The organism is Mesorhizobium sp. BH1-1-4 (genome assembly GCF_020165665.1).
Lineage (GTDB): Bacteria > Pseudomonadota > Alphaproteobacteria > Rhizobiales > Rhizobiaceae > Mesorhizobium.
The window spans coordinates 56,588-80,073 of sequence record NZ_JAIUIN010000010.1 but is presented as its reverse complement, the minus strand read 5'-3'; the positions used below and the strand labels follow the sequence as shown (position 1 = coordinate 80,073).

Genomic DNA, 23,486 nt, shown 5'->3' with positions numbered 1-23,486 from the left:
GCGCACCCCAAGACCTTGGTCCTACAAGGAAAACCGCACGGTTCGATCCGCGGCACTCAGGCCCGGTCGGTAAAGAGGCTCCAACACTTTTCCATGCCGAGCATCGCCATGCCCACAACGCCCGCCTGGCGGTTGGCCGATCATGCCCGGCTAGAATGCCGGACCTAGCCACCCTTGCCTATTCCGCTTTCGCGGAAGTTTCGGCCGGCATGCGATGTGCGATGGTGCTCTTGCGGCGGTACGAGCCGCCCTGGTTGACGCGGGCGCCGAGCACACCCCAACAATGCGCCCCCCCGTCCGCGTCGGCCAGGCGCTCGGCGCGCAAAGCGCTGCCCACTCCATCGCCTTCGATCACCGGTCTCTGCTTGATCAGGCTGCGGAGATGATCCGGCGGTTCCTCGACATGTTCCCGATTGCCACAATGCAACATTGACAGAGAACCAAGATGTGTCACGATGATGGCGATATACAGGGGAGAGCTTTTGATCATGAAGAAGATTTATGAACGGCCCGTCCTGGTTAAGAAGGGCAATCTGAAGTCCATCGTGGCTACGGCCTCGCCGCCGGTGCGCCCGGAATAGGTCAGCAGGTCGGCGTCAGGGCACTCGGGACCATTTTCCAACAGCATTCTTCGAAGAGTGCTGGCGGTTTTATCGCTCCAGGCATTTGGGCGACGCGTGAGCGCCGAGATTGATTACGGACCCTTCAACGAGCCCGATAAAGTACTGGTGTCAGATTTACCACGGTCGCGATCGGTATGGATTGGACCATCCCTGTCGACATTGACAGCGGGCAACGCTATGGCACACTCCAGCCGGGATATAGTGGAGAGCCTACATCATGAAGAAGATTTATGAACGGCCCGCTCTGGTCAGGAAGGGCAATCTGAAATTGATCACGGCCGGGACCAACGGCACGGTGGTGATCTCAAAGTCGCCCAGCTAATCAGCCGGCCAGCACCAGGTCGTCCACGACCATTTGCCAGGTATGTTTCGTCGAGAGACGGACGCGGGTGACTTCTCCAAGCATCGGCGCGTAGTGCAGCGGCGTGAGCGCCGACAGCACCACTTCATCGCTGGCGACCAACTGGTCGCCGAGCCAGCTTTCGATCAGCGCCGTTTCCCCTTCCGCCTTCAGCCACGCAACACTAAGCAGCACCGAGTGGAAGCCGAATGGCGTCTCGCGGCTGAACTCGGCCGGATAGCCGCTGCTTGTATAGGCGACGTGGTCGCCCGAGACATTGCCGTTGACATAGCCCTCGCTGTCCTTGGTGTGGTCCTTCGCCATGGCGTTCAGATTGCGCCAGTCGAGCCCGGCATGGCCGCATGGGATCTTGCGGAAGCCGCGCCCGGTGACGTCGTCGAAGCCGATCGTGCGCGCCACCGCCTCGTCGGCCAGGGCTCGGGGCGAAAGCTGCCCGAGATCGGTCGGGTAAGGCGACAGCGCCAGCCGGCGGTCGAGCCCGCCGCCGCTGATCACCACCATGTCGGCCTCGCCGGCAAGCTCGAAGCGAAAGGCCAAAGCCGGCGCCAGCGTGTGGCGCTCCAGCATCTGCCCGTTCGCCATCACCGATAGGGTCGCGCTGTCGGCCGCCGCTATCCTGCCGGCCAGGGTGCGCACCGGCGCCAGCCCGACCGGGCGTGGCAGATCCCGCGACACCAGCCCGGCGGGTGAGCCGGGCGCCAGCTCGAACTGCATCGACTGCGTGTCGTTGGCGCTGGGCGAGCGCCAGCCCGGCGGCACCGAAACCGAGAACCGATGGGCGCCGGGCAAGCGCAATGCGGCCTTCACCGCCGACGTCGACATGGTGAAATTGGCATAGCCGGCATTGTTCGTCCTCGACGACGCGACGAAGCCGCCCTGCCCGTCGAACAGCCGCACCATGATGCCGGCCATCGGCCGGTCGGCCACGCCGTAGCTGCCGTCGCGGTCGACATCGAAATAGACGAAGGACGAATAGTTGACGGTGCCCGTGCTGCGGCTCCAGTCGGTGCGCACCGCATAGTCGTTGGCGGGGTTGGCCCGGCGCAACGCGCGGCGGCTGAGGTGCCGCCGCCGCAACAGCCAGATCACTGCAACGGCGGCGGCAATGATCGCCAGCGCCGCGACAAGGAGGCCGACAAGAGCGAGATTACTCATGGCGGACCGGCTTCGCTGGCGGCCGCTCGCCACTTGTCAGAAATGCAATTCATCAAGCGGCCCCTTGCCGATCCGATCCAGCTTAGCCCGACGGATGCCCCGCGCAAAAGGGTGGCGCGCGGTTAATGCCCGGCAGGCGTGACATGCCTCACCCCAATTCCACCCACACCGGCGCATGGTCGCTGGCGCCGTCCTGCCCGCGCACCTCTCGGTCTATCCCCGCCCCCTTCAGCCGCCGCACCAGCGTCTTCGACAGCAGAATGTGGTCGAGCCTCAATCCGGCGTCGCGCGGCCAGCGGTTCCGGCGGTAGTCCCAGAAGGTGTAGAGCGTCTCCTTCGGATATTTCTTGCGCAACGCATCGGTCCAGCCTTGATCGAGCAGCGCGGCGAACGCGGCGCGGCTTTGCGGCTGCACCAGCGCGTTGTCGTCATAGGAGCGGGTGGCGTAGATGTCGCGCGGCTCGGGCACGATGTTGTAGTCGCCGGCAAGCACCACCGGCAGGCCGGTGTCGAAGAGTTGTGCCGCATGCGCCTCCAGCCGCGCGTGCCAGGCGAGCTTGTACTGGAATTTCGGCCCCGGCTGCGGATTGCCGTTGGGCGCGTAGAGGCAGGCGATGACGACGCCGTTGACCGCCGCCTCGATATACCGGCTCTGGCGGTCCTCGTCGTCGCCCGGCAAGGCATCGCGCGTCAGCACCGGTTCGGCCCCGCGCGCCAGGATGGCGACGCCATTCCAGGTCGGCTCGCCCTTCCACACCGCGCCATAGCCGGCATCGGCAAGTGCGGTGCGCGGAAACTGCGTGTCGCGCGCCTTCAATTCCTGTAGGCACACGACATCGGGCCTTGCGGCGGCGAGCCAGGCCAGAAGGTTTTCGAGCCGGCCGTTGATGTTGTTGATGTTGAAGGTGGCGATTTTCATTGGGTATCTAGATGAAGCCGACGAGAGCCTTTCCAGAAAAGAATAACATCAGGGAAAATGAAAATAGAAAAAAGAAGAACGATCGCATAGGCCGCCGATTCAGCTACTCCGGCTATCTTATCAAATATGAATAATATAGACGATATCGCAATAATATAAATCACGATAGAAAACCTTTTAAATCTGGCTATATCGCGATGATTCAACATAAACCAGAAATAATCAGCATACTCATTCGATTTGCTCATTACAAGATATACATATATTATTGACAAGATGAAAGATACATATTCTATGTACGATAAATATCTAAAATTCAAAAAAGACACAGCAGAAAGCGATATAGATATCAAAATAATCAACGCCGCTGCAATAAAGGCAGCGGCCGTTTCAAGCCTTCTCTTACCATATATCAAATAGGGCAAAGTTACCTCTTCTAGATTATAGCCCTTGCGAAATCCACACGTTGGCTCGCTTTACGAGACTTTCATCGAACTGCAAACTCCGCCCCACCCCCTCACAGTTTCCGCCACGGTCTTCAAATGATCCGCCGTCGAAAACCCCGACACGCTCTTGCGCGGCTTCAGATCGTGGTCGCCGTCCTCCAGCCAGATCACTTCGATCGCATCGGAAAGGCCATAACCGGCCACTTCGTCCGGCGCACCGAATTCGTCGCGCGTGCCTTGAAAAATCAGCGTCGGCGTCTTCAGCCCCAACAGATGTTTGGTTCGCAGCTGCTCGGGCTTGCCTGGCGGATGGAAGGGATAGCCGAGGCACAGCAGGCTAACGATCTCGCCCCTGGCGAGCATTTCGTCGGCGACCATCGAGGCGACGCGCCCGCCCATCGACTTGCCGCCGATGATCAGCTTGCCCGTCACGCCCCTCGCCCGGAGATCGGCGATCGCCTTGATGTATTCCGGGTTCACCGTCTCCGCGCGCGGCGGCGGCTTGCGCTGGCCGTAGCGGCGGGCCGCCATGTAGTGGAACTCGAAGCGCGCGACCTGAAAGCCCACGGCGGCCAGCGCCTTGGCGGTGGCGGTCATCGAGGGAGAGTTCATGGAGGCGCCCGCGCCATGCGCGAGCAGGATGGTGACGGGGGCGGTGTCGTGACCGTCGAAGAGGAAGGTGGTCATGGGGCGACTTTCCGATAAAGGCCGAGTTCCTTGGCGCGACCATTTCGATCCTTTTGCTCAGGTTGGAGCGACCGCAAATACTCCACCTGCGCCGCCAGAAATCCCGGCCAGCCAGTTGCATCAACACCGCCTATCCATTTGCTAGCAGCTGCACGCCCATGAACCTGCTCAAGCAAACAGAAATAGGCGAGATCTCGCCACGCGCCGCACAACTGTTTGTTGCCGTCCATCACATCTAGCGCCGACGTCCAGGTGAACCATTGCCTGATCCATGCGCCGACCTTGCCGTCGAAGTCGGCGACACACTGGGCTATGAACCCACCGACATCCTGCTCGTCCACGGCACAGAAGGGCCATCGGCAAGGAACTGAAAAACTCGAGTAAACATGATCGACCGACACCCGGAGAAATTGCTTGCTCTGTTGCCGAGAACTTTTCGTCTTGAACTGCGCCGAACTCGGATCCTTGATTTCATACCACTGGTCGAAGTCCCTGTATAATTTGGCGAACTTCTTCCACTTGAACACAGCCACCAACGAGCAATCATATTCCCCATACCGGCGTTCCGCATAACAATCGAATTCGATGCTGAAGTCCGTAAGGTTGTCCGCCGATGCGATCTCCAGCCCAGGGCTGCCTGGCTTGAACCATTTTTGTCCGAGACGGGTATGAAGCTCTTCGGCAACCTTTGTCCGGATGGTTTTTGAGTCGAATGCCACGACCTCACCCGGCCGACTTCGCCAACTGCATATCCACGAACTGCACGCCCCTGGCCGCCACGCCGGCCCATTCCGACTCCGCGTCCAGTTCGAGATACCGCACCCAGAGCCGCCGCGCCTCGGGCAAATTGCCGGCGTCGAATTCCAGCCGCGCCAGGTTGAACACCGGATCGGCATAAGTCCTGTCCAGCGCGATCGCCTTCTGCAAATGCCTTCGCGCCGAGGCGTCGCGGCCCTGCTCGCTCATCAGCCCGGCGAGGTTGAACCAGGCTTCGACGAAGGCCGGGTCGAGCTTTATCGCCCGGGCGTAGTCATGCGCGGCTTCCGCCACACGCCCGGCCCCGCGCAGACAGTTGGCGCGGTTGAAGGCGGCGATGGCGTCGGTCGGGTCGATCGCCAGGCAGCGCTGGTAGAGCGCGGCGGCGCCGTCATGCTCACCGCCCTCCTCCGCCGCTTCAGCTTCGGCGAAAAGGTCTTCCAGCGTGTCGTCGCCGATCGCGGCGGCGCCCAGATCGAACAGCAGTTGCCCGTCGAGTTCGCTCTGGCCACCTTCGAGATAGATCGCGTCGGGCCGGCCAAATGCCGAGCCGACATTGAGCGACTTGGCGGTGAGCGAGGCGACCGGACCGGAGCGGTGGACGGAGCGCGCGATCGCGCCCCATGTGGCGCCGCCGGCGATCAGCCCGGCATATTTGCGCGCCAGGATGAGGTCCCGGAAGGAATAGGGCTCGCCATCATGTTCGAAGGCATCGAACAGGCTGAGCCGGTCGAGATCGGCGCCGGACAATCTGGACTGGTCGATCAGCGACTGGCGCGACAGCGAAGACGCCCCGGGCGCCTCGATCAGCCCGAGCAGGCGCAGGAAACCGTTCTCGCTCAAAACCACGCGCCCGGCGGCGCGCTCGGCGTCGAGCCGGCGTTCGATCTCGCTATCGCTGTTTTTGGTCAGCCCAACCTTGGTCAGCCCCGCCTTGGCCAGCCCAGCCTTGGCCAGCAAGGTCCGTCCGAACACGACATGCGTGGTACGCCTTGTGACGCCGCGCCTGAGCTGGCCGTGCTGGCGCTCCACCTCGCGCGCCGCGAGCCGGAGCGGAAACGCCGCCAGCGCGCCGATCGTGCCGAAGACGGCGCCCGCAACGGCCGGTGCCGTCATTTCTTGCTCTTGCCGACCGCCTTGAGCAGACTGGCCTTGAGCGGATTTTCAGGAGCAGCGCCGCCCGCGGCCGCCTTCTTGGCGGCGGGTTTGGCGGCCTCGTCGGCCTTGCTCTTCGACTTGGCCGGCGGCTTCGACTGCGACAGGCTGGCCTTCAGCGCATCCATCAAATTGATGACATTGCCGCGTTCCGGTGCCGCCGCGATGATCGGCTTGTGGCCCTTCAGCTTCTCGCGGATCATCGTCATCAGTGCGACCTCGTAGCGGTCCTCGTAGTTCTTCGGGTCGAAGGTGGTTTCCTTCTGCTTGATCAGCGCTTCGGCAAGCTGCAGCATTTCCGGGTCAGGCTTGCCGGCCGGAATGTTGCCGAAATATTCAGCGGTGCCGCGCACTTCGTTCGGGTTCCTCAACGTACACACGAACATGCCGTTCTCGCGCGCGCCGATCGTCACCACGCGCTCGCGGCTGGACAGCACCAGCCGCGCGATGGCGAGCTTGCCGGATTTGCGCATGGCCTCGCGCAGCACCGCAAACGTCTCTTCCGCCATCGCCCCGTCCGGCGCCATGTAATAGGGCGCGTCCTGGTAGATGACGTCGACCTCGTCCTCGTCGACGAAGGCCTCGATGTTCATCGTGTGGTTGGATTCGATGCGCACCGCGTCGAGGTCAGTGTCATCGATGATGATGTACTGCTTGTCCTCGTACTCGTAGCCCTTGACCAGATCCGCGCGCTCGACAAGCCCCAATTCGGGATCGACCGGCTTCATATTGATGCGGTTATGGGTCTTCTTGTGCAGTTGATTGAACGAGATGCGTTCGCTGGCGCTGGTGGCGGGGTATAGCCGCACCGGACAGCTGACGAGACTGAGCTTGAGATAACCCTTCCAACTTGCCCTGGGCGCCATGATGAACTCCTACGCGGCCACGCACTGACTGTTACTTCGCAGCGCTTCGTCCGAAGGACGAACAAGGCTGCGCGAATCCTACACCGACCCCGCACAATACCGGCAAATCCCTGACGAAGTCTTCCCGCCGGCTTTGGAGGCCACGGGAGGAGAATAATTCAAATTGTCGGAAGCGTCGATGGAGTTTGAGCCGACACGCCGGCGACCGCAGCGAACGCTCTTATGCTTCGTCATCCCAAAGCGAAGCAAGGAGCGAAGGGACGCGCACGGACCCTAGGATGACGAGTTTGAGGAGCCCTGGTCGTCGAAGGGCGCCTTGAAGCCCGTTTACCTCTACGAGACCACAGGCAAATCCCTGGCAAACCCGTCAATCTCGGCCCACGGATCGCCCGACGTCTCCAGCAACCCCGGCAGCGAGGCATAATTCAGATCCTGCGGCGCATCGATCGCCTCCAGGTCGCTCCAGCTCACCGGTGTCGAGGCCGGCAGGTTGGTGCGCGCGCGCAGTGAATAGGGCGCGGCGGAAGTGTGGCCGCGCGCGTTGCGATGATAGTCGATGAAGATGCGCCGCTTGCGGTTCTCCTTGCCCATGGTGGTGGTGAAGGTGTCGGGCGCGGTCGCGGCCAGATGCGTCGCGATGGCGCTGGTTGCCTGGTGCAGCTTCTTCCAGTTCTGCTTGCCCGTCACCGGCACGGTGATGTGGATGCCGCTACCGCCGGACGTCTTGGCGAACGGCACCAGCCCCAGTCCCTCCAACTCGCCCTTGATGTGGAGGGCGGCCTCCACCACCTCGCGCCAGGAGATCCCCTCGCCCGGGTCGAGGTCGAGGACGATCTGGTCGGGCTTGTCGAGGCTGGTGCGGTGCGTGCCCCAGGTGTGGAATTCGACGACACCGAACTGCGCCAGCGCCAGATAGCCCTTGGCGCCCTCGACCGAGAGATAGGATTTGGCCTCGCCCTCGGAATTGATCGCCTGGAAGGTCACCACCGAAGGCGGCATGCCGGTGAAGGCGTGGCGCTGGAAGAAGCAGTCCTTGGGCAGGCCGGTCGGGCAGCGCACCAGCGACACCGGGCGGCCAAGGAGGTGCGGCAGCATGAAGTCGCCGACCAGCGCGTAATAGACGGCGATGTCGAGCTTGGTCGGCCCGGTCTTGCCGAACAGCCGCCGTTCGGGATTGGTCACCCAGATGGTCGCCAGATCCGCCTCGGAGATCAGGCGCTTGCGCTTGGTCGACACCGGCGTCGACAGGCCGACATCCCTAAGACCGCGAAACACGCCATGGCGCAGCGCATTGTCCGCCGTGCGGTTGGCATAGTGGACGCGCGCCGAGAACAACGGTTTCACCCAGCGCATCTCGCGCATGATTTCGCGCGGCACGCCTTCCGGCGGGGTCGCGCCTGATGCGAGCGGCTGCAGCCGGGCCAGCAGATCGGCCGCGGTCCCGGCATCGAAGCCGGTGCCGACCTTGCCGCGATAGTGCAATTCGCCGTCCACCCATTCGGCCATGCCGAGCGCGGCCAGCCCTTCCGCCGCGTCGGAGACAGTGTAGCCGGCGATGACGAAATCTTCGCTCTTTAGCGCCTTGGTCTTGGTCCAGCTCTTGGTCCGGCCGCTCTGGTAGATGGCGGTCGCCCGTTTTGAGACGACACCTTCCAGCCCCATATCCGAGGCTTGATCAAAAAGTCCCTGCCCCGAACCCTCGACATGGTCGGAAAACTGGATGGCGGAGTTGGCGCCGAGCCCGCCAAGCAATTCGGCCAACAGCGCCTTGCGCCGGATGAGTGGCACCTTCATCAGGTCCCAGCCGTCGAGATGCAAGAGGTCGAAAGCATAGAAATGCAGCTTGCTGCCGGCGCCCTCGGCAAGCGCGTCCTGCAGCAGCGCAAAGCGCGAAATGCCCTTGGCGTCGAGCACGACGATCTCGCCGTCGATGATCGCCTCGCGGCACGGCAATTTGGCGAACGCATGAGGCAGGTCGCCATAGCGCTTCGTCCAGTCGATGCCGCCACGGGTGATCAGCCGCACCTCTCCATCGGCGAGGTGTGCCATGGTGCGGTAGCCGTCGAATTTGATCTCATGCAGCCAGAGCTCGTTCGTGTTTTCGGCAACGCCTTCGCCGCCCGGCGGCTTGGGCACCTGGCTTGCCAGTTGCGGCTCGATGCGGCTGAGCGCCGGCGCCTTGGCGGCACCCGGCAGCTCGCCCGGCTTCAGCGAACCAGGCTTTGGCGCGGACTTGGCGGCCGGTTTCGGCGGCGCCACCAGTTCCTCGATGCGCAATCCGGATTTGACGCTCTCCGGCCGCGCTTCGAGGATGTTCAGCACCGTGTCGGCGGCGAGGTCCCGCTCCTTGAACAGCAGCCAGTTTTTCTTCTCCGAATCCTCTCCCGGCTTGGGCTTCAGCCGGGTCAGCATCCAGCCGCCATTGAGCTTTTCCCCGGCCAGCCGGAACTTGAAGGCGCCGGTGCGCAGGCTCTTGTCGACATCGTCCATCGGCGCCCAGCTGCCGGTGTCCCAGACGATCATCGGCCCGCCGCCATATTCGCCTTCGGGAATGACGCCCTCGAAATCGATATATTCGAGCGGATGGTCCTCGGTCTCGACCGCCAGTCTCTTGTCGGCCGGATTGAGCGAGGGCCCGCGCGGCACCGCCCAGCTTTTCAGGACATCGCCGACCTGCAGGCGCAGATCGTAGTGGTCCGCGGTCGCGTGATGCTTGTGGACGACGAAGCGGTTGCCTTCATCGGTGATCAGCCCGCCGGCGGGTTCGGGCGTTTTGGAAAATTCGCGCTTGGCGCGATAGGTCTTGAGCTTGGTGGGCGGCATGTCAACAGCCGAGCCGGGCGGGAATCAACAACCGCCTCGTTCCTTCGCGCCCCCCTCTGCCCTGCCGGACAAACCTCACGCCGGCCTTCGCGAATATTGGACTTTGAAGGAATAGCGCGGTAGGCGAAATTACCAATCTCTCCCCTAGAGGGGGAGATGTCCGGCAGGACAGAGGGGGGCGCCGTAGGGCGCTACGTTTGCACCACTCGCGATTTTTCACGTGGTCTCAATCGTCGATCGCGGGCGTCAGCTCCAGCTCGGCTGGGGTCAACCCCTGCTGCAACTGGCTCAAGCGGAATTCGTCGACCCAGTAGGCCTCGCCGTCGACCAGCACGCGCGCCTGGTAGGCGCCATCCGAAAAGCTTTGCGCGGTGATGTAGACCTTGTGGCGGTCGAGCGCCTTGCGCACCGCGGCGCGCTTGGCATTCTGGCCGGTGACGGGACTGAACATGACGCTGCCCTCGGTCGCTCTTACACGCCACATGGCCGTTTCCCTGGCCCGCGACTGTGCTTAAGGATGACGGAGACGCGCCGCCCTGTCAATTTCGCGGGCGGCGGCCCTGGCCGATGGCTTACGAGCCGCTGGTGTTGAGCGTGTTGCCGATCTTCAAAAACTTGCTGTTGATCGCATTGCCTAGCGCGCCCGCGCCGACGATGATGGCTAGCGCGATAAGAGCGGCGATCAGGCCGTATTCGATCGCGGTGGCGCCGGAATCATCCCGGATGAACCGAGAAATAGTTGCTGACATGTCATGCCCCTGCTTTTGATCCCTCGCACAACCCTATAGACACAGCAGGTTGCGGTTCGATTAAATCTTCGCAGTGTTTTGAAAAGGTTCCGGGGCTGCCTTGAATCAGGATGAGAGCAATCGTGCCCGAATGCCAGGCAGGAAAGATAGCAGTCAGGTCTTCAATCGCCGCAGACGGCGCATCGTGCCTTGCATGGCCTTGTAAAGCCGAGGCTTGGAGCGCACGTACAGCTCGGTCTTGCAGCGCAGCCTGATATAGGCGGTCGAACCCCGGCCCTTCAGGGTCGTCGCCTCGCACAGTTCGGCCAGCACCGAGTTCGAGGCGCCGATATGTTGCTTGTATCCCTGTCCGCCGACCGAGAGGTCGAAATAGCCGAGCCCTTGCGCCCGTGCCCACATCATCAGCTTGCCGATCATTGTCAGGCCCGGGGCGACGTTGGCCACCGCGTCCTGGTCGATGCCGAGCAGCAGGGCATGCAAGGTGCCTTTCATGACCAGCACGTACATGACAGCGAGATAGGCGTGGCCGACGCGCAGCCCGAACAGCCGCACCGAGCCGTCGGAAAGCCCCTGCAGGGCGGCGTTGCGGTAGAATTCCACGACCGGTGCCTGCGTCAAGAGGTCGAAGCGCCCGAGCTCGCGAAAGCGATTGAGCCTGAGGTCGAGCAGCCTGTCGAACTGCTCCTCGATCATGTCAGGCGTCTCGGCTTCGACCAGTGCGAGACCGCCGTGCTCTTCGAAGCGGCGGCAGTGCTTGTTGAAATTCTTGGTGAAGGACGATTTGCAGATGCGTTTGAGAAGCGTCTCCGGCTCGCCATCCATGACCATACCCGAGGCGATCTGGATGGAGTCGCGCGCCGTCGAAAGCAGCGCCAGAGGATTGGCAACGCCGTGGATTTCCCGTGGAATCCCCGCGATATGGATGCGGTCGGCCGGCGGCAGCACGGCGCGGGCCGCCGCCCACGCGGCGTCGGCGCTTTGCCTGGTCCAGGGCCTGGCATCGGCCAGTAGCGGCGCCGAATAATCGCACACGCCGCGGCTCAGCCATTCGATCACGGAGTGGCCGAGCGCCCGGCGCCGCATCAGCGGCATCAGCATGACCGGCGCGCCCGTGTCGGCGTCATTGACCTCGACGACCAGCAGCTCGGCGCTTTTGGGCATCAGCCGCCCGGCGATCCCTTCCACCCAGGCAAGGCCCTGGTGGCCGGTGCACAGGCCGGTCTCCTCGAGACGCTGCCAGAGCTGCCTTACGGTGTCGAAGCTGGTGTGCAGCCGCGCCGTATAGCGCGCCGTGGCGCCCATGCCTGCTCTGATCGGAGAAATCGGTTGGACCGGTGCATCCGCCGTCGCCACCAACCGCACTGCCTGGCTTGCCAAATGCCTCTCCCATTCGTTCTGGGGCGCCCAGGCATTATCCACGCAAGCGCCGCAGACCCCGCATCGTTCCCTGGACCGCCTTGAGCAGCCTGGGTTTGGAGCGTATGGAGGCCTCGGCCCGCCTGCGCAACTCGATGGCGGTGCTGGCAAGACTGCCCCGCATCGTCAACCCATGGCAGAGTTCGACCAACACCGAACCCTTGGCGCCCATATGTTCCTTGTAGCTCTGGTTGCCGACCGACAGGTCGAAATAGCCAAAACCCCGTTCGCGCGCCCAGCCGATCAACCTGCCCATGATTGCAAGGCCCGGTGAGACATTGGGCACCACGCTCTGATCCATTGCTATCAGCAGAGCGTGAACAGTCCCTTCATGAACCAGCAAATATTGGACCGAAATGAGAGCCTCGCCGACGAGCAGTCCAAACAGCCGCACCGAACCGTCCAGCAGGCCCTGAATGGCCGCGTTCCTGTAGAAATCGACGATCTTGTCCTGCGTCAGCAGGTCGAAGCGGCCAAGCTCGCGAAAGCGATCGAGCCGCATCCGCACCAGCTCGCCGAAGATGCGTTCAACCTCGGCCGGCGCGCGCGCCTCGACCAGTTCCACGCCGCCAAGCCGCTCCAGGCGACGCCAATCCTTGCCGAATTCCTTGACGAAAGACGGCCTGCAAAGGCGCTTGAGGACCGTTTCCGGATCGCCGTCGATGGCGAGGCCGAAAGTGGTCTGGATCGAATCGCGCGTGGCCGGAAGCAAGGCCAGCGGATTGGCAACGCCCTGTATCTGTCGCGGAACCCCCTCGATGTGGACGCGGTCCACCGGCGGCAGCACCGAGCACAGCGCGGCCCACGCGGCCTGCGCGGATTGTTTCGTCCATGGAGTGTCATCGGCCAGCAGCGGTGCCGCATAGTCGCAGACGCCACAGCTCAACCATTCGACCACCCAATGGTGGAAAGCCTTGCGGCGCATCAGCGGCACCAGCATCCTGGTTTCGCCGGTCGCGGCGTCGCTCACCTCCACGAGCAGGAGTTGCGCGCCTTCCGGCAGCAGCCGCGCGACGATCCCTTCCGTCCATGCGAAATTCTGGTGGCCGGTGCACACACCCTGCGCCTGCAGGCGCAGCCACAGCGGCCTGACCGCCTCGAGGCTGGTGTGCAGCTTCGCCGTATAGGCGTCGTTGGCGGCGACGGCGGTGGCGGCGTGCGGAACCTGCCCGTCGGGCAGCTCGGTCACAGCGGCGATTTGTACGGCCTGGCCTGACACGTCCGTCTCCTATCGCTTTACCGCGGCGAACGAAACCGCCCGCCGCCAGGAGCCCAGGCGGCTGTCGCGCTGCTGGTCCGGATGTTCGATGTTCCACATGCGGTGATGCACGAAATACCACGATGCCGCGAGCACGAAGATCTCGGAGAGCGCGGAACCGAGCAGCGCCCATGGCGGCGGCGCGATTGCCAGGGAGATGGCGATCAAGGCCAGCCCGACGATGGCGCCGCCCAGGGTGATGAACGCGACGATGCGGAAGTCACCCATGATCTCCAGCACGATGCGGGGCATGATGTAGAGCATGATCGGAACGAAATTCGCGGTCACGAAAAGCCCGATGAAGCTTACCGACGCATCCTGGAGCGCCTGCGAGTTTATCATCGGCAGGACGAACAGGATGGCGCTTCCATAGACCACCGCGCCGAGCCCCATGACGACAGCCCACAGCTTCGCCTGCGCCCAGACACGACGGGTCTCGTTATTGCGCATCAGCTTGGCGAGTTCCGGCTGCGTCATGTTGACGAAGGCGAGGCTGATGATGCGCAGCGGCGCGAACAGCACGATCACCGCCGCCAGCGGCGCATAGGCTGCCGGCCCGGCAATGCCGGCAACCAGCAGCGCCAGGCATTGGCCCTGGATGTTGGTGGTGGTGGCGCTGAACGCCGACCAGCAGAGCTGGGCCCAGAGCCTTGCATAGCGCCGCCGCGTCGGCATGCGGAAGCTGATGCGCAGCGTGCGGCGCGCCAGCCGGACCAGGACGAAGATGCCGAACACATTGGCCGCGGCCAGTACGTAAAAAACGATCTGCAGCATGTCCTTGGCCAGCCAGATCGCCAGCCCGGCCATGACGGTGCCGGCGGTCGTGAAGGCGGCATCGCTGATGGAGACGATCACCTGCTGGCGGCGCGCGAAGAAGGCCGTGCGCATGTGGCTGCGCAGCGACCACGCGCCGACGAAGCAGCCGGCGGCGATCCCACTGGGATCACCCAGGAGACGCATCACGATCGTCGTGCCGAGCGCCATCACCAGCGCGACGACCAGCGCCGCCGTCCCGAAGGCCACGTCATAGGCATCGACGCCGGCGCTGTTGGTGCTCTTGCTCATCCATATCGAGGCGGGAACGGCGGTGAGCGACCTGATATAGGACAGGCCGACGCCGCCCATCACCATGCCGATGGCGAAGAGGCCGTAGCCTTGCGCCGACAGCATGTGCAGCAGCGCGATGTTGAGGGCGAAGTGAAATCCGCTCTGCATCGCCTCGCCGCCGATCATCAGCACGAGGCGCCGCACCAGATGGCCAGGGAGTTTCACGACCGTGTCTCCGCCTGACGCACGGTTGCCGTCCGGCCCGGCCTGGCGATCGCCGCCTTGAGCTTGTCGGCGGCTATCGCGGCGATCGCCGCCGCAGCGACCGGCTCGCTGAACACCGCTTCGTAGCGCGCGCGCCCGGCGGCGACGAAGGAGCGCCAGGCCTCGGGCCGCAGGATGATTTCCTCGAGTTTGCCGGCAAGGGCCGCGGCATCGCCGGGCGGCACATGCCAGCCGGTTTCGCCGTCCGCGACCACCTCGACCAGCCCGCCGATCGCCGACACCAACGGCGGCCGGCCATAGGCCATCGCCTCGATGGCGACGCGGCCGAGCGATTCGGGACGCCGTGACGGCACGGTGACGATATCGGCCCAGCGATAATGTTCGGACGGATCGGGAATGAAGGGCAGCACGCTGACGCGTCCGGTAAGCCCCATGCTGGCGACCAGTTCGGCCAGCGCGCGCTCGCGCTCGACGCTTTCGAAGGCGCCGCCGACCAGCCGCACCTCGATCCGCGACTTCAGCTCAGCCGGCAGCGAGGCGACCGCCTCGAGAAGCACTTCCTGGCCCTTGATCCTGTTGATGCGGCCAAGCAGCAGCACCTTGAGCGGCCGCTTGCCGTCATAGGTCGTCGCTTCGACCGCCGCCGGGCCGGCAACCCCGTTATAGACCACATGGGAGCGCGCGGATTTGGGATCGCCGAACGCGGCGCGGGTGGCGCGCGAGTTGAAGATGAGATCGGCATGGCTCCAGTGCATCAGGCCGACAAGGATCCTGCGCATGGCGCCTTCGGGAATTTCGTGGATGTGCAGCACGGCCTTATCAGGCAGAAGGCGCGCGGCGATCGCGTAGTCGGCCACGATCGAGGTGTTGACATAGGTGAGGTCGAAATCCCTGAGCCGCCGCCAGGCCCGCAGCACCGCGACCGGCAGCCGCGCCATCTCGATGGTGGCAAGGCGCGCGATGGCCTGGCGCCTCAGCACCCAGAGCGGCTCGAAGACGATGCGGGTCGCATGCGGCTCGAGGATTTGCACGATCGGTCCGCGGCGCGGCAGGACCACTTCGATGTCGGCCGACGGAAACGCGGCGCGCAACGCCGCCACGCTCTCCGCGAAGCTGCGATCGGAACCGTAGAGCTCGTAGCCCTGGTGGATGCAGGCAATCCGCATCTTCAAATGCATCTTTCTGTCAGGGTGGTGAGACGATTCCGCTGCCTGACGCTATCGGCGGCTGGAAACTTCAAGCAACACCCCTTTGGACTTCCCTCGTTGTCAGCGTGGTCGTGAAACGAATCTCGAACCCGGATCAACGGATGTTGATCTGGGATCACCACACCAATGCTGCGCACCCTCCGCCGATTCTGGCGCACAGAAGTCCTTACGCAAGCATTATGCCGTGCTAATATATCCGTTCGCAGGCCGACAAGCCGCAGCGTGGCCTCGTTTCGATACACATACGTTGGGAAGGTTGACCGATAATGAAACAACTCGGGCGCTTGGAAGAAATATTTTACAACCCGGGTGCGATGATGGCTGGAATCGGGCCTGCCAGCCAACTGCAAGGGCGCGGTTTTGAGATGAGACAGCATTGCGGATCGAGCGGACCTGAAAAGTGCCAGCAGTCATGAAATCGGAACAGCCTGCCATCCTGATCCTCGGGACGCGCGGCATTCCAGCGGCCCATGGCGGTTTTGAAACCTTCGCCGAGAAGCTGGCGCTGTTTCTTGCCGGGCGCGGCTGGAAGGTCGGCGTCTACTGCCAGGAGGAGGTTGAGCGGGTCGACCAGAGGGTGCGCGTCGATAGCTGGAAAGGCATCGACCTCATTCACATCCAGGTCGCCTCCAAAGGCCCGCGCGCGACGCTGGAATTCGACTGGCAATGCGTGCTCGACGCCGCCCGGCGGCCCGGCGTCTGCCTGGTGCTCGGCTACAATGGCGCGGTCTTCCTGACCTGGCTGCGGCTGATGCGGCGCAAGATCATCACCAACATGGACGGCATCGAATGGCGCCGGCCCAAATGGGGTGTGGCGGCGCGCACATGGTTCTGGCTCAACGAGTGGATCGGCGCCTGGGCCTCGCACCGTCTGGTCGCCGACCATCCCGTGATCGCCGATCACCTGGCGACGCGCCGGCCGCGCGGCGCCATCGCCACCATCACCTATGGCGCCGATCCGGTGACATCGGCGCCGGAGGCGCCGGTACGCGCGCTCGGCCTCGAACCTGGAAAATACCTGATCTCGATCGCGCGCATCGAGCCCGACAACAACATCCTGCCCATCGTCGAGGCCTTCTGCAGCCAGAAGCGCGACATGAAGCTGGTCGTGCTGGGCACGCTTTCCCCTGACATCCCCTATCATGTCGCCGTTCGCAAGGCGGCCAACGCGTCGGTGGTGCTGCCCGGCGCCATCTACGACCAGGCGGCGGTGAAGGCGATGCGTTTTCACGCGCGCGCCTATATGCATGGCCACACGGTCGGCGGCACCAACCCGTCTCTGGTCGAGGCGCTGGCCGCCGGCAACATGGTCATCGCCCACGACAACCCCTACAACAGATGGACCGCCGGCGCGGCCGCCGTCTTCTTCACCGACAGGCAGAGCTGCGCCGAGCGCATGCGACAGGCGCTGGAGGATGACGCCCTGGTCAGGACTTGCGGCGAGGCGGCGAGAGCCCGCGCCGACGAAGTCTTCCGCTGGGACGATGTCCTGCTCGCCTACGAAGCCGAAGCCTACCGGCTTCTGGGTGTGAGCGCCGCGGCTGCCGTGCCGCTCGAGCGCCCCTCGCCCGGCGCCGTATGAGGGGCTGGTCGCGACGGCGGCTGCTGCGGACCGCGCTTTCGACGGCGCTGCTGCCCGCCACGGCCGCATTTTCGTCCGTGCCGCCCGCTTTGGCCGCCACCGGCGAATGGCGTTTTCGCCGCGGCGTCAATGCCTGGCCCTGGTTCGCGCTGACGCGTGAGTTTCCCGCACCGCGCACCGACTATGACTGGCCGCCCTTCCAGTCGCAGCGGCCGGTGCCGACACCGGCCGACCTTCGCCGGCTGCGCCGAACCGGGCTCGATTTCATCCGCCTGCCGGTCGATCCCGGGCCGTTCCTCGCCGCCGACGCCGCCACGCGCGCGAAATTGCTGGCGATGCTGGACGACGCCGTCGCGGCCGCCCTCGATGCCGATCTCGGCATCATCGTCAACGTACAGGCCAACGGCGCCACCCATTACTGGAATCCCGACCGCATGGTCTCCAGCACCGCCGCCCCCGAATTCGCAGCCTATCGCGCGCTGGTCGGCACGCTTGCCGGCAGGCTGCAGCGCTTCGCACAGGGCATGGTGGCGCTGGAACCGGTCAACGAGCCGCCGCAATCCTGCTCTTCCAATGTCTGGTCGAACGTCCAGGCGGCCCTTCTGACGGCTGCCAGGGCATCGTCGTCGACCTTGCCGCTGGTCGTCACCGGCGGCTGCGGCTCGATGGTGAGCGGGCTGGCAGCGCTCGACCCGGAGCCGCTGGCGGCCTTCGAGCCGATCCTGTTCACCTTCCACTTCTACGAACCCTATCTGTTCAGCCACCAGGGCGCGCCCTGGATGCGTGAGCCCGTCTACCGCGCGCTGAACAACGTGCCATGGCCGGCCTCCGCCGGTTCGCTCGAGCAGACGCTGGCCTCGGTCAGGGCGCGCATGGCTGAGGATACCGAGACCTCCGAAGCGGACAAGCAGGCCGCCTATGCCGAAACCGAACGCGTGCTGAAGGTCTATTTCGACGCTCGGCCAGACCGCTGGTTCATCGACAAATACCTGAGCCAGGCGCGCGCCTGGGCAGACAGCAACGGCATCGCGCCTGGCCGCGTCATCATGGGCGAATTCGGCGCGCTGCGCACCGACGCCCGCTACGTCGCCGCCCCCAACCCCGACCGCGCCCGCTACATATCAGATGTCCGCCAAAGCGCCGAGGCCGCCGGCTTCCCCTGGGCCTTCTGGGACCTCTTCGACGGCATGGGCATGATGGACGACACGACGCGCGCGCTCGACCCGGCGATGGTGGATGCGCTGGGTTTGAGGATGGCGAAGTAGAGAGTCGACGACGGAAAGTGGCCGAATGCCTCCCTTTCTTTTCGTCTGGTGCCCATCTACCGATAGAGGTTCGGGTGCCTGGCCTTCTCGGTTTGACAATTTCCCGCCCTTTGAACCGCCATCGCGTAGGCTCTTTCATAGACGTGGATGGCCCTCTGGAACTTGCCCGGATTGGGCGTCAGATGTTTATCGATCCCATCGTACAAAAGGACTGGAACAGTGATGATCGCTTTTCCATCCTCGTTCGGCCTCAACCGACATCTTTGGATCACGCCGTTCAGATCGCCCGCCATTGTTGCGACCTTCTTCAAATAGGCATCGTCCTTTCCAGCCAAGAAATTTATGTTGTTCTGCTCTCCTTGCCCTGCTGAGGCAGCCGATATCGCGAAGCAAATTCCTGCGGTGAATGAAGCCAAAGCAAAGCCTAATTTCATTGTTCCCTCCCAATTTGTATCAAAGAAAGCACATTTGTGCATAACTGAACAACTGGCGGCGAAGTGGCAAAATGTATCGCTATAGACAGCCTTCTTCGCGATAAACGCCTCGGACTGCAGACAGTGTCCCGTCCATCCCCACTCGCCGATATACCCGCGCGGCGATGTTGCAAACGAAGCTATCCTCGTTTCGCTTCGCACCGTATTCCCCGGTGGGTTCAAACCACGTTGGATTGAACCCCTCCGCTCGAAGTTCATCGGCAAGTTTCCAAACCGAAATACCAAGAGGAAAGCGGGCACGAACCCGGGCATCAAACTCTATGGACGCAGCGCCAAAGCTTGAAGGCAATCCTTCGGTCAGTTGGGACGATAACCGCAAATTTTCCCACCATAAGGTGAGAACAAGCCCAACAGCGATTCCGCTCACAAGCAATGCGATGATTTTTCCAATACGTAAAATCTTCCCCAGACAACTTAAATTCTGCCGCCACCGCCAACATCAAGGATGTAATGCAGTGTCCACACGATATGCAACGGTCATCTAGACGACTACGGCCAGGAGGTCGCCTCGAACATTGCCCAGATCGAGGGCGTTGCGCCTCAGGTGAGCTTCGGCAAGGTCGAGATGGTCGCCGACGGCGTGCTGATCGGCGCGGTTCGCGGCAGCCTCCGACCGCCAGATTCTATGGTCAACGTCACGGCATGGATCCTCCGCGACGGAGCTACGCTCCTGCTACGCCCTAGGATAACGACGACGCGAGGGCCTGTCGCCAATCACCGACATTGACGGTTCGTGCGCTTCGCGGGGCTGCATCTGGAGCCGCCTCACCCGCACCGGCCTGTACAGCGCCAGCGCGATCACCACGAACTTGGTCATCAGCGTCGTCTTGGACGCAAGGCTTTCGGAGGTGTTGAGCAGGATCAGCCAGCCCAGCATCGTCAGCCAGATGCCGGGATGGCAGCGGCGCGCCACCTCGTGCATGAACAGCACGAAGCCGAAAAACAACAGCAGGGTGAAGAAGGCGCCCTGATAGAGGACCAGGCGGATGATCGGGTTCTCGATTCCCTGTTCGAGGCCATTGATGCGGCGCAGGCTTTCGATGAGATCGATATCGGGCCCCACGATCAGGTCGCGCAGTTCCAGATGTTTAAAGAGCTCGAACATTTCGACGCGGGCATTGGCGCTGCCGCTGTCAGACACGAAGCGCTCCAGCAGCGCGTCGAAGAAGCCCCACGAAAACAGCATGACGACCACCACCGGCAGCAGCGAGGCGAGCAGGACCGCAAGAGCGGCACCCGGCAGGCTGATGCGTCCTCGCCTGAGATAGGCCACACCGCTGAAAAGCAGATAAATGCCGCCGAGCACGATCGTCGTCACCATCGCCGAGCGCCCGCCAAACGAGACCAGCGCCGCGCATTGCAGGCCGATCAGGGCGAGCCGCATCGGCATGGACAGCGATCGCGAACCCGAGAGCAGCGCCAGCACATAGATCGAGGTGACCGTGGCGTTGGACAGCGGATGGCCCTGAAGCGCCGTCGAGCGCAGGTCGTTCATGAACACCGCGCCGTCGAGCCGGTAGGGAAAGACCAGCGTCTTGGTGGCGAACTCGAACAGGGCCAGCAATGCGTTCGCCGTCATCACCGCGTGGACGACGGTCTGTATCCGGGCGAAGGTCTTTTCGTCGTCCTCGGCCAGCATCATCACCAGCAGCGCCGGCGCCACGAACGTGTCGATCATGCCGGCCATGCCGGGACGCTGCCTGACGACGACCACCACCAGCAGCAAGATCGAGATGACCGCCATCAGCGCGCTCGCCGGCCGCCGGCCGGCGATGGCCAGCGTGTAGCCGACCGGGTTGCCGAAGGTGCAGGCGCGCCAGGCAAACATCAGCACCAGCAGATAGGTCGAGGGATGGATCTTGGTCGCCGGATTGCCGGTCAGGCCATCGTAATTATAGCCGACCAGCCACAGCATCCCGCCAGAGATGGCGAACAGCAGCGCCACCACCGCGACAAGGCCGTAGCCGGTCACCCAGTCGAGCGAGTGGCCGCCGGGGCGCGCGGCCGTTGCCTGGCCCCAGCCGGCTGCCGGGACGGCGGGCCGAGCCATCTCAGGCCGCCTCGTCGACCAGCAAGGCGCCGGTCGGCAACCGTCCCATGACGGAAATGGCTTGCGAGGCCGCCGTGACATCGCGCATCGGCGTCGCGTTCAGCGTGGCGACGAGCACGATCTCGTCGACCATGGCGACCAGCGGCGAGGCGTTGAGATTGTCGGCCAGCGCGCCGCCGTCAACGACGACGAGGTCGAAATTGCGGCTCGCCTGGGCCAGCATATGCTGCGTGAAATAGACGCCCTGCGCCTCGGAAAAGGCAGCCTTTGGCCGACCCTTGCCCAGCACCGCGACGTTGCTGCCGGGCGCGTATTGGCTGAGCGTCTCGAAGGGATATTCGCCGCGCAGCACGTCGAGCAGACCTGGCTGCGGCTCCTTCTGGCTGCCACCGGCCTTGTTGGTGTCAATGAACAGGACGCGGCTGCCCCGGGCCCCCGCCGCATTGGCCAGCAGGCGCGCCACCCGGCCGCGCTGCACGGCGTCCTCTGGCGCCGACGTCAACAGGATCGACGGCACCAGCGGCCAGTTCGGCGGACGCCGGCTGGAGGCGAACAGGCGTCTCAGCGCCAGGCCCGCGACCGCATCCATCTTCTGCCCGGCCGGCGTGGCGGCGCCGCCGAAAGGCCACCAGCGGCGCCGCGCCGGTTTTGCCGGCAGCACGCCCACCACGGGCGCGTCGATGGCCGATTGCATCTGCGCGCTGGAAAGCACCGTCGGCGAGGAATATTCCGCGATCAGCGCCATGCCGGTGCCGAGCCCCAGCCCGCCGAAGAACGCGCCGAACACCAGCAGCAACAGCGGCGGCCAGCTCTTCTTCAGGGCGGGCATGGCGCTGGAGATGATGCGCGCATTGGTGCTGTCGACATTGACCTGCTCGCGCGTTTCCTGCGCCCGTTGCAGATAGGTGGCGTAGACGGAGCGCACCGCCTCGAGATCGCGCTGCAATTCGCGCAGCTTGACCGATGCCTGGTCGGTGTCGAGCGATTTGCTCTTCATGCCGGCGACCTTGGCCTCCAGCGCCTGCTGGTTGGCCAGCGCCCGCTCGTAGTCGGTTTCGGCGGCGGTGACGATGCGGCCGAGTTCGCGCGCGATGAGCTGGCGCGTGTCGCGCAACTGCTGTTGGGCCGCGATCATCGAAGGATGGCGCGGCCCCAGTTCGGTACCGAGCTGCGAGAGCTGGTCGACAAGCGTCGCCTCTTGCGTGCGCAGGCTCGAAATCACCGACGAGCGCATGGCCTCGGAGGTCGCGTCGGGCGCGCCGCCCTGCTTGCGCAACTGGTCGACCTGGGCCTTCAGCGCCGCGGTGCGGCTCTGCGCGGCCGACAGCTGCGTGTTGATCTCGGTCAATTCCTGGTCGCTGACCAGATTGCCCGCCGCCATCACCATGTTGTTGGCGGACTTGTAGGCCTCGACCGCGTTCTCGGCCTGCTGGACGCGCTTGCGCTGCTCGTCGAGCCGCGCGGTGATGGAATCGGAAGCATCCGTGGCCATCTTGGCGCGCGCGCTCGCCTGGTCGGCGAGGTAGGCCTGCGCGATGGCATTGGCGAGCATCGCCGCCTTGTCGGCGCTCTTGGCGGTGACGATGACGTCGAGGACCAGCACCTTGTCGGCCCGCTTCACCGCCAGCCGCCGGCGCAGCGCATCGAGTGTCTTGCCCGTCTTGTCGGTTTCGGCCGAGCCACCGCCCAGCAGACGGCTCAGCAACCCGCCCTGCCCGTTGAATTCGGGATCCTCGGTCAAATTGGTTGCCGCGATAGCCCTGAGGAGCACGCCGCTCGACTGGACGACGGCGACCTGGCTCTCCACCATGGTGATGCCGCCATCGGGCGGAACCCGGCTCGGATTGACGTCGTTGGTGACCACCTGCAGGTCTTGCGGATCGACGATGATCTCCGCCACCGAACTGTAGAGCGCCGGGGTGAACAGCCCATAGAGCAGCGCCGCAAGGGTCAGCAGCAAGGCGGTGGCGAGGATCAGGAAACGGCGGCGCACCAATATGCGCTTCACGTCACCCAGTTCGACACTCGAGGATGGATAGGAGGCGGCCGGCATCGGCTCCGGCGCGGCATATTGCATCCCCTCCGGAGCGTGTTGTTGCGGCAACGAGAGCAGGGATGATTGCAAAGGTCGCTCCGACAACACTCCATGTGCCCCAAAAGATTAAATTGCGGCTTCAGCCTAGCTATTACTCCAACTGTTAAAACACTGTTAATTATGTTGGGAGCTCTTCTGATTTCTGGCACGAAGTTTGCGTAGCAAAGGCAACGGCCATGTTGACAGGGCGCAAGCGAGCGGGAAACGAATGGAAATGGAGCAACCTGTCCCTCCAGTCCATCCGTCCGCCCGCCTCTCATGCCCGAAATCGAACACCGGCCGGTTACCGACCATCAGAATTCTAGG

At 63.8% G+C, this 23,486-nt stretch carries 21 protein-coding genes; 4 read left to right on the top strand and 17 right to left on the bottom strand.

Annotation, left to right across the window (positions count from 1 at the left end):
- Positions 1 to 178: 178 nt before the first annotated feature.
- Positions 179 to 490, bottom strand: coding sequence for a hypothetical protein (locus LB569_RS18620; RefSeq protein ID WP_224693599.1), 312 nt, complete (start codon positions 488 to 490; stop codon positions 179 to 181).
- On the opposite strand from LB569_RS18620, the gene LB569_RS18615 reads away from it, so the two are divergent.
- On the top strand, positions 489 to 581 hold the full coding sequence (locus LB569_RS18615) for a putative RiPP precursor (RefSeq protein ID WP_224541386.1): 93 nt from the start codon (positions 489 to 491) through the stop codon (positions 579 to 581). The genes LB569_RS18620 and LB569_RS18615 overlap by 2 nt on opposite strands.
- Positions 582 to 840: 259 nt before the next feature.
- On the top strand, positions 841 to 945 hold the full coding sequence (locus LB569_RS18610; RefSeq protein ID WP_224693598.1) for a putative RiPP precursor: 105 nt from the start codon (positions 841 to 843) through the stop codon (positions 943 to 945).
- On the opposite strand, the gene LB569_RS18605 is transcribed toward LB569_RS18610, so the two are convergent.
- The 13 genes from LB569_RS18605 to LB569_RS18545 form a co-directional block, all read right to left on the bottom strand.
- Complete coding sequence (locus LB569_RS18605; protein WP_224693597.1) at positions 946 to 2,139, bottom strand: hypothetical protein; 1,194 nt, start codon at positions 2,137 to 2,139, stop codon at positions 946 to 948.
- 148 nt (positions 2,140 to 2,287) lie between these two features.
- Complete coding sequence (locus tag LB569_RS18600) at positions 2,288 to 3,058, bottom strand: exodeoxyribonuclease III (RefSeq protein WP_224693596.1); 771 nt, start codon at positions 3,056 to 3,058, stop codon at positions 2,288 to 2,290.
- A 476-nt stretch (positions 3,059 to 3,534) separates the two neighbouring features.
- Entirely contained in the window at positions 3,535 to 4,191 is a 657-nt protein-coding gene (locus LB569_RS18595; RefSeq protein ID WP_224693595.1) for an alpha/beta family hydrolase, read from the bottom strand.
- Positions 4,188 to 4,910 carry a hypothetical protein gene (locus LB569_RS18590; protein WP_224693594.1) on the bottom strand — a complete coding sequence of 241 codons (723 nt, stop codon included), beginning with the start codon at positions 4,908 to 4,910 and terminating at the stop codon, positions 4,188 to 4,190. The genes LB569_RS18595 and LB569_RS18590 overlap by 4 nt, the downstream gene beginning before the upstream one ends.
- Positions 4,911 to 4,914: 4 nt before the next feature.
- Positions 4,915 to 6,063: a tetratricopeptide repeat protein gene (locus LB569_RS18585; RefSeq protein ID WP_224693593.1), complete on the bottom strand. Its 1,149-nt coding sequence runs from the start codon at positions 6,061 to 6,063 to the stop codon at positions 4,915 to 4,917.
- Positions 6,060 to 6,968, bottom strand: a complete 909-nt coding sequence (locus tag LB569_RS18580) for a Ku protein (RefSeq protein WP_140708845.1) — start codon at positions 6,966 to 6,968, stop codon at positions 6,060 to 6,062. The genes LB569_RS18585 and LB569_RS18580 overlap by 4 nt, the downstream gene beginning before the upstream one ends.
- A 333-nt stretch (positions 6,969 to 7,301) precedes the next feature.
- Positions 7,302 to 9,791 (bottom strand): DNA ligase D, encoded by a 2,490-nt coding sequence (gene ligD, locus LB569_RS18575; RefSeq protein ID WP_224693592.1) that lies wholly within the window; start codon positions 9,789 to 9,791, stop codon positions 7,302 to 7,304.
- A 226-nt stretch (positions 9,792 to 10,017) separates the two neighbouring features.
- A complete protein-coding gene (locus tag LB569_RS18570; RefSeq protein ID WP_140709102.1) occupies positions 10,018 to 10,242 on the bottom strand; it encodes a hypothetical protein in 225 nt (74 codons plus the stop codon).
- Between the two features lie 121 nt (positions 10,243 to 10,363).
- On the bottom strand, positions 10,364 to 10,540 hold the full coding sequence (locus LB569_RS18565) for a Flp family type IVb pilin (protein WP_140708849.1): 177 nt from the start codon (positions 10,538 to 10,540) through the stop codon (positions 10,364 to 10,366).
- A 153-nt stretch (positions 10,541 to 10,693) separates the two neighbouring features.
- On the bottom strand, positions 10,694 to 11,917 hold the full coding sequence (locus tag LB569_RS18560) for a GNAT family N-acetyltransferase (RefSeq protein WP_224693590.1): 1,224 nt from the start codon (positions 11,915 to 11,917) through the stop codon (positions 10,694 to 10,696).
- Between the two features lie 34 nt (positions 11,918 to 11,951).
- Positions 11,952 to 13,175 carry a GNAT family N-acetyltransferase gene (locus tag LB569_RS18555; RefSeq protein ID WP_224693589.1) on the bottom strand — a complete coding sequence of 408 codons (1,224 nt, stop codon included), beginning with the start codon at positions 13,173 to 13,175 and terminating at the stop codon, positions 11,952 to 11,954.
- Positions 13,176 to 13,184: 9 nt separating this feature from the next.
- On the bottom strand, positions 13,185 to 14,486 hold the full coding sequence (locus LB569_RS18550; protein WP_224693588.1) for a hypothetical protein: 1,302 nt from the start codon (positions 14,484 to 14,486) through the stop codon (positions 13,185 to 13,187).
- Entirely contained in the window at positions 14,483 to 15,664 is a 1,182-nt protein-coding gene (locus tag LB569_RS18545; RefSeq protein WP_224693587.1) for a glycosyltransferase family 4 protein, read from the bottom strand. The genes LB569_RS18550 and LB569_RS18545 overlap by 4 nt, the downstream gene beginning before the upstream one ends.
- A 442-nt stretch (positions 15,665 to 16,106) precedes the next feature.
- Here LB569_RS18545 and LB569_RS18540 point away from each other — a divergent pair, with 442 nt between their 5' ends.
- Together LB569_RS18540 and LB569_RS18535 are read left to right on the top strand one after the other, a co-directional pair.
- On the top strand, positions 16,107 to 17,276 hold the full coding sequence (locus tag LB569_RS18540; protein ID WP_224693697.1) for a DUF1972 domain-containing protein: 1,170 nt from the start codon (positions 16,107 to 16,109) through the stop codon (positions 17,274 to 17,276).
- A complete protein-coding gene (locus LB569_RS18535) occupies positions 17,273 to 18,541 on the top strand; it encodes a glycoside hydrolase family 5 protein (protein ID WP_224693586.1) in 1,269 nt (422 codons plus the stop codon). Before LB569_RS18540 ends, LB569_RS18535 begins: the two co-directional genes overlap by 4 nt.
- 56 nt (positions 18,542 to 18,597) lie before the next feature.
- Here the strand turns inward: LB569_RS18535 and LB569_RS18530 are convergent, their stop codons facing one another.
- The 3 genes from LB569_RS18530 to LB569_RS18520 form a co-directional block, all read right to left on the bottom strand.
- Positions 18,598 to 19,233, bottom strand: a complete 636-nt coding sequence (locus LB569_RS18530) for a hypothetical protein (RefSeq protein WP_224693585.1) — start codon at positions 19,231 to 19,233, stop codon at positions 18,598 to 18,600.
- 475 nt (positions 19,234 to 19,708) lie between these two features.
- Positions 19,709 to 21,085, bottom strand: a complete 1,377-nt coding sequence (locus tag LB569_RS18525) for a VpsF family polysaccharide biosynthesis protein (RefSeq protein ID WP_224693584.1) — start codon at positions 21,083 to 21,085, stop codon at positions 19,709 to 19,711.
- Position 21,086: 1 nt separating this feature from the next.
- Complete coding sequence (locus tag LB569_RS18520; protein WP_224693583.1) at positions 21,087 to 23,162, bottom strand: GumC family protein; 2,076 nt, start codon at positions 23,160 to 23,162, stop codon at positions 21,087 to 21,089.
- Between the last annotated feature and the right edge of the window lie 324 nt (positions 23,163 to 23,486).

What these genes read in the sequence shown, in the direction of transcription:
- ligD (WP_224693592.1), bottom strand. Translation starts at nt 9,791, where the DNA reads ATGCCGCCCACCAAGCTCAAGACCTATCGCGCCAAGCGCGAATTTTCC.
- LB569_RS18540 (WP_224693697.1), top strand. Translation starts at nt 16,107, where the DNA reads ATGAAATCGGAACAGCCTGCCATCCTGATCCTCGGGACGCGCGGCATT.
- LB569_RS18565 (WP_140708849.1), bottom strand. Translation starts at nt 10,540, where the DNA reads ATGTCAGCAACTATTTCTCGGTTCATCCGGGATGATTCCGGCGCCACC.
- LB569_RS18620 (WP_224693599.1), bottom strand. Translation starts at nt 490, where the DNA reads ATGATCAAAAGCTCTCCCCTGTATATCGCCATCATCGTGACACATCTT.
- LB569_RS18585 (WP_224693593.1), bottom strand. Translation starts at nt 6,063, where the DNA reads ATGACGGCACCGGCCGTTGCGGGCGCCGTCTTCGGCACGATCGGCGCG.
- LB569_RS18535 (WP_224693586.1), top strand. Translation starts at nt 17,273, where the DNA reads ATGAGGGGCTGGTCGCGACGGCGGCTGCTGCGGACCGCGCTTTCGACG.
- LB569_RS18610 (WP_224693598.1), top strand. Translation starts at nt 841, where the DNA reads ATGAAGAAGATTTATGAACGGCCCGCTCTGGTCAGGAAGGGCAATCTG.
- LB569_RS18595 (WP_224693595.1), bottom strand. Translation starts at nt 4,191, where the DNA reads ATGACCACCTTCCTCTTCGACGGTCACGACACCGCCCCCGTCACCATC.
- LB569_RS18520 (WP_224693583.1), bottom strand. Translation starts at nt 23,162, where the DNA reads ATGCAATATGCCGCGCCGGAGCCGATGCCGGCCGCCTCCTATCCATCC.
- LB569_RS18615 (WP_224541386.1), top strand. Translation starts at nt 489, where the DNA reads ATGAAGAAGATTTATGAACGGCCCGTCCTGGTTAAGAAGGGCAATCTG.
- LB569_RS18605 (WP_224693597.1), bottom strand. Translation starts at nt 2,139, where the DNA reads ATGAGTAATCTCGCTCTTGTCGGCCTCCTTGTCGCGGCGCTGGCGATC.
- LB569_RS18600 (WP_224693596.1), bottom strand. Translation starts at nt 3,058, where the DNA reads ATGAAAATCGCCACCTTCAACATCAACAACATCAACGGCCGGCTCGAA.
- LB569_RS18580 (WP_140708845.1), bottom strand. Translation starts at nt 6,968, where the DNA reads ATGGCGCCCAGGGCAAGTTGGAAGGGTTATCTCAAGCTCAGTCTCGTC.
- LB569_RS18570 (WP_140709102.1), bottom strand. Translation starts at nt 10,242, where the DNA reads ATGTTCAGTCCCGTCACCGGCCAGAATGCCAAGCGCGCCGCGGTGCGC.
- LB569_RS18530 (WP_224693585.1), bottom strand. Translation starts at nt 19,233, where the DNA reads ATGAACTTCGAGCGGAGGGGTTCAATCCAACGTGGTTTGAACCCACCG.
- LB569_RS18525 (WP_224693584.1), bottom strand. Translation starts at nt 21,085, where the DNA reads ATGGCTCGGCCCGCCGTCCCGGCAGCCGGCTGGGGCCAGGCAACGGCC.
- LB569_RS18545 (WP_224693587.1), bottom strand. Translation starts at nt 15,664, where the DNA reads ATGCATTTGAAGATGCGGATTGCCTGCATCCACCAGGGCTACGAGCTC.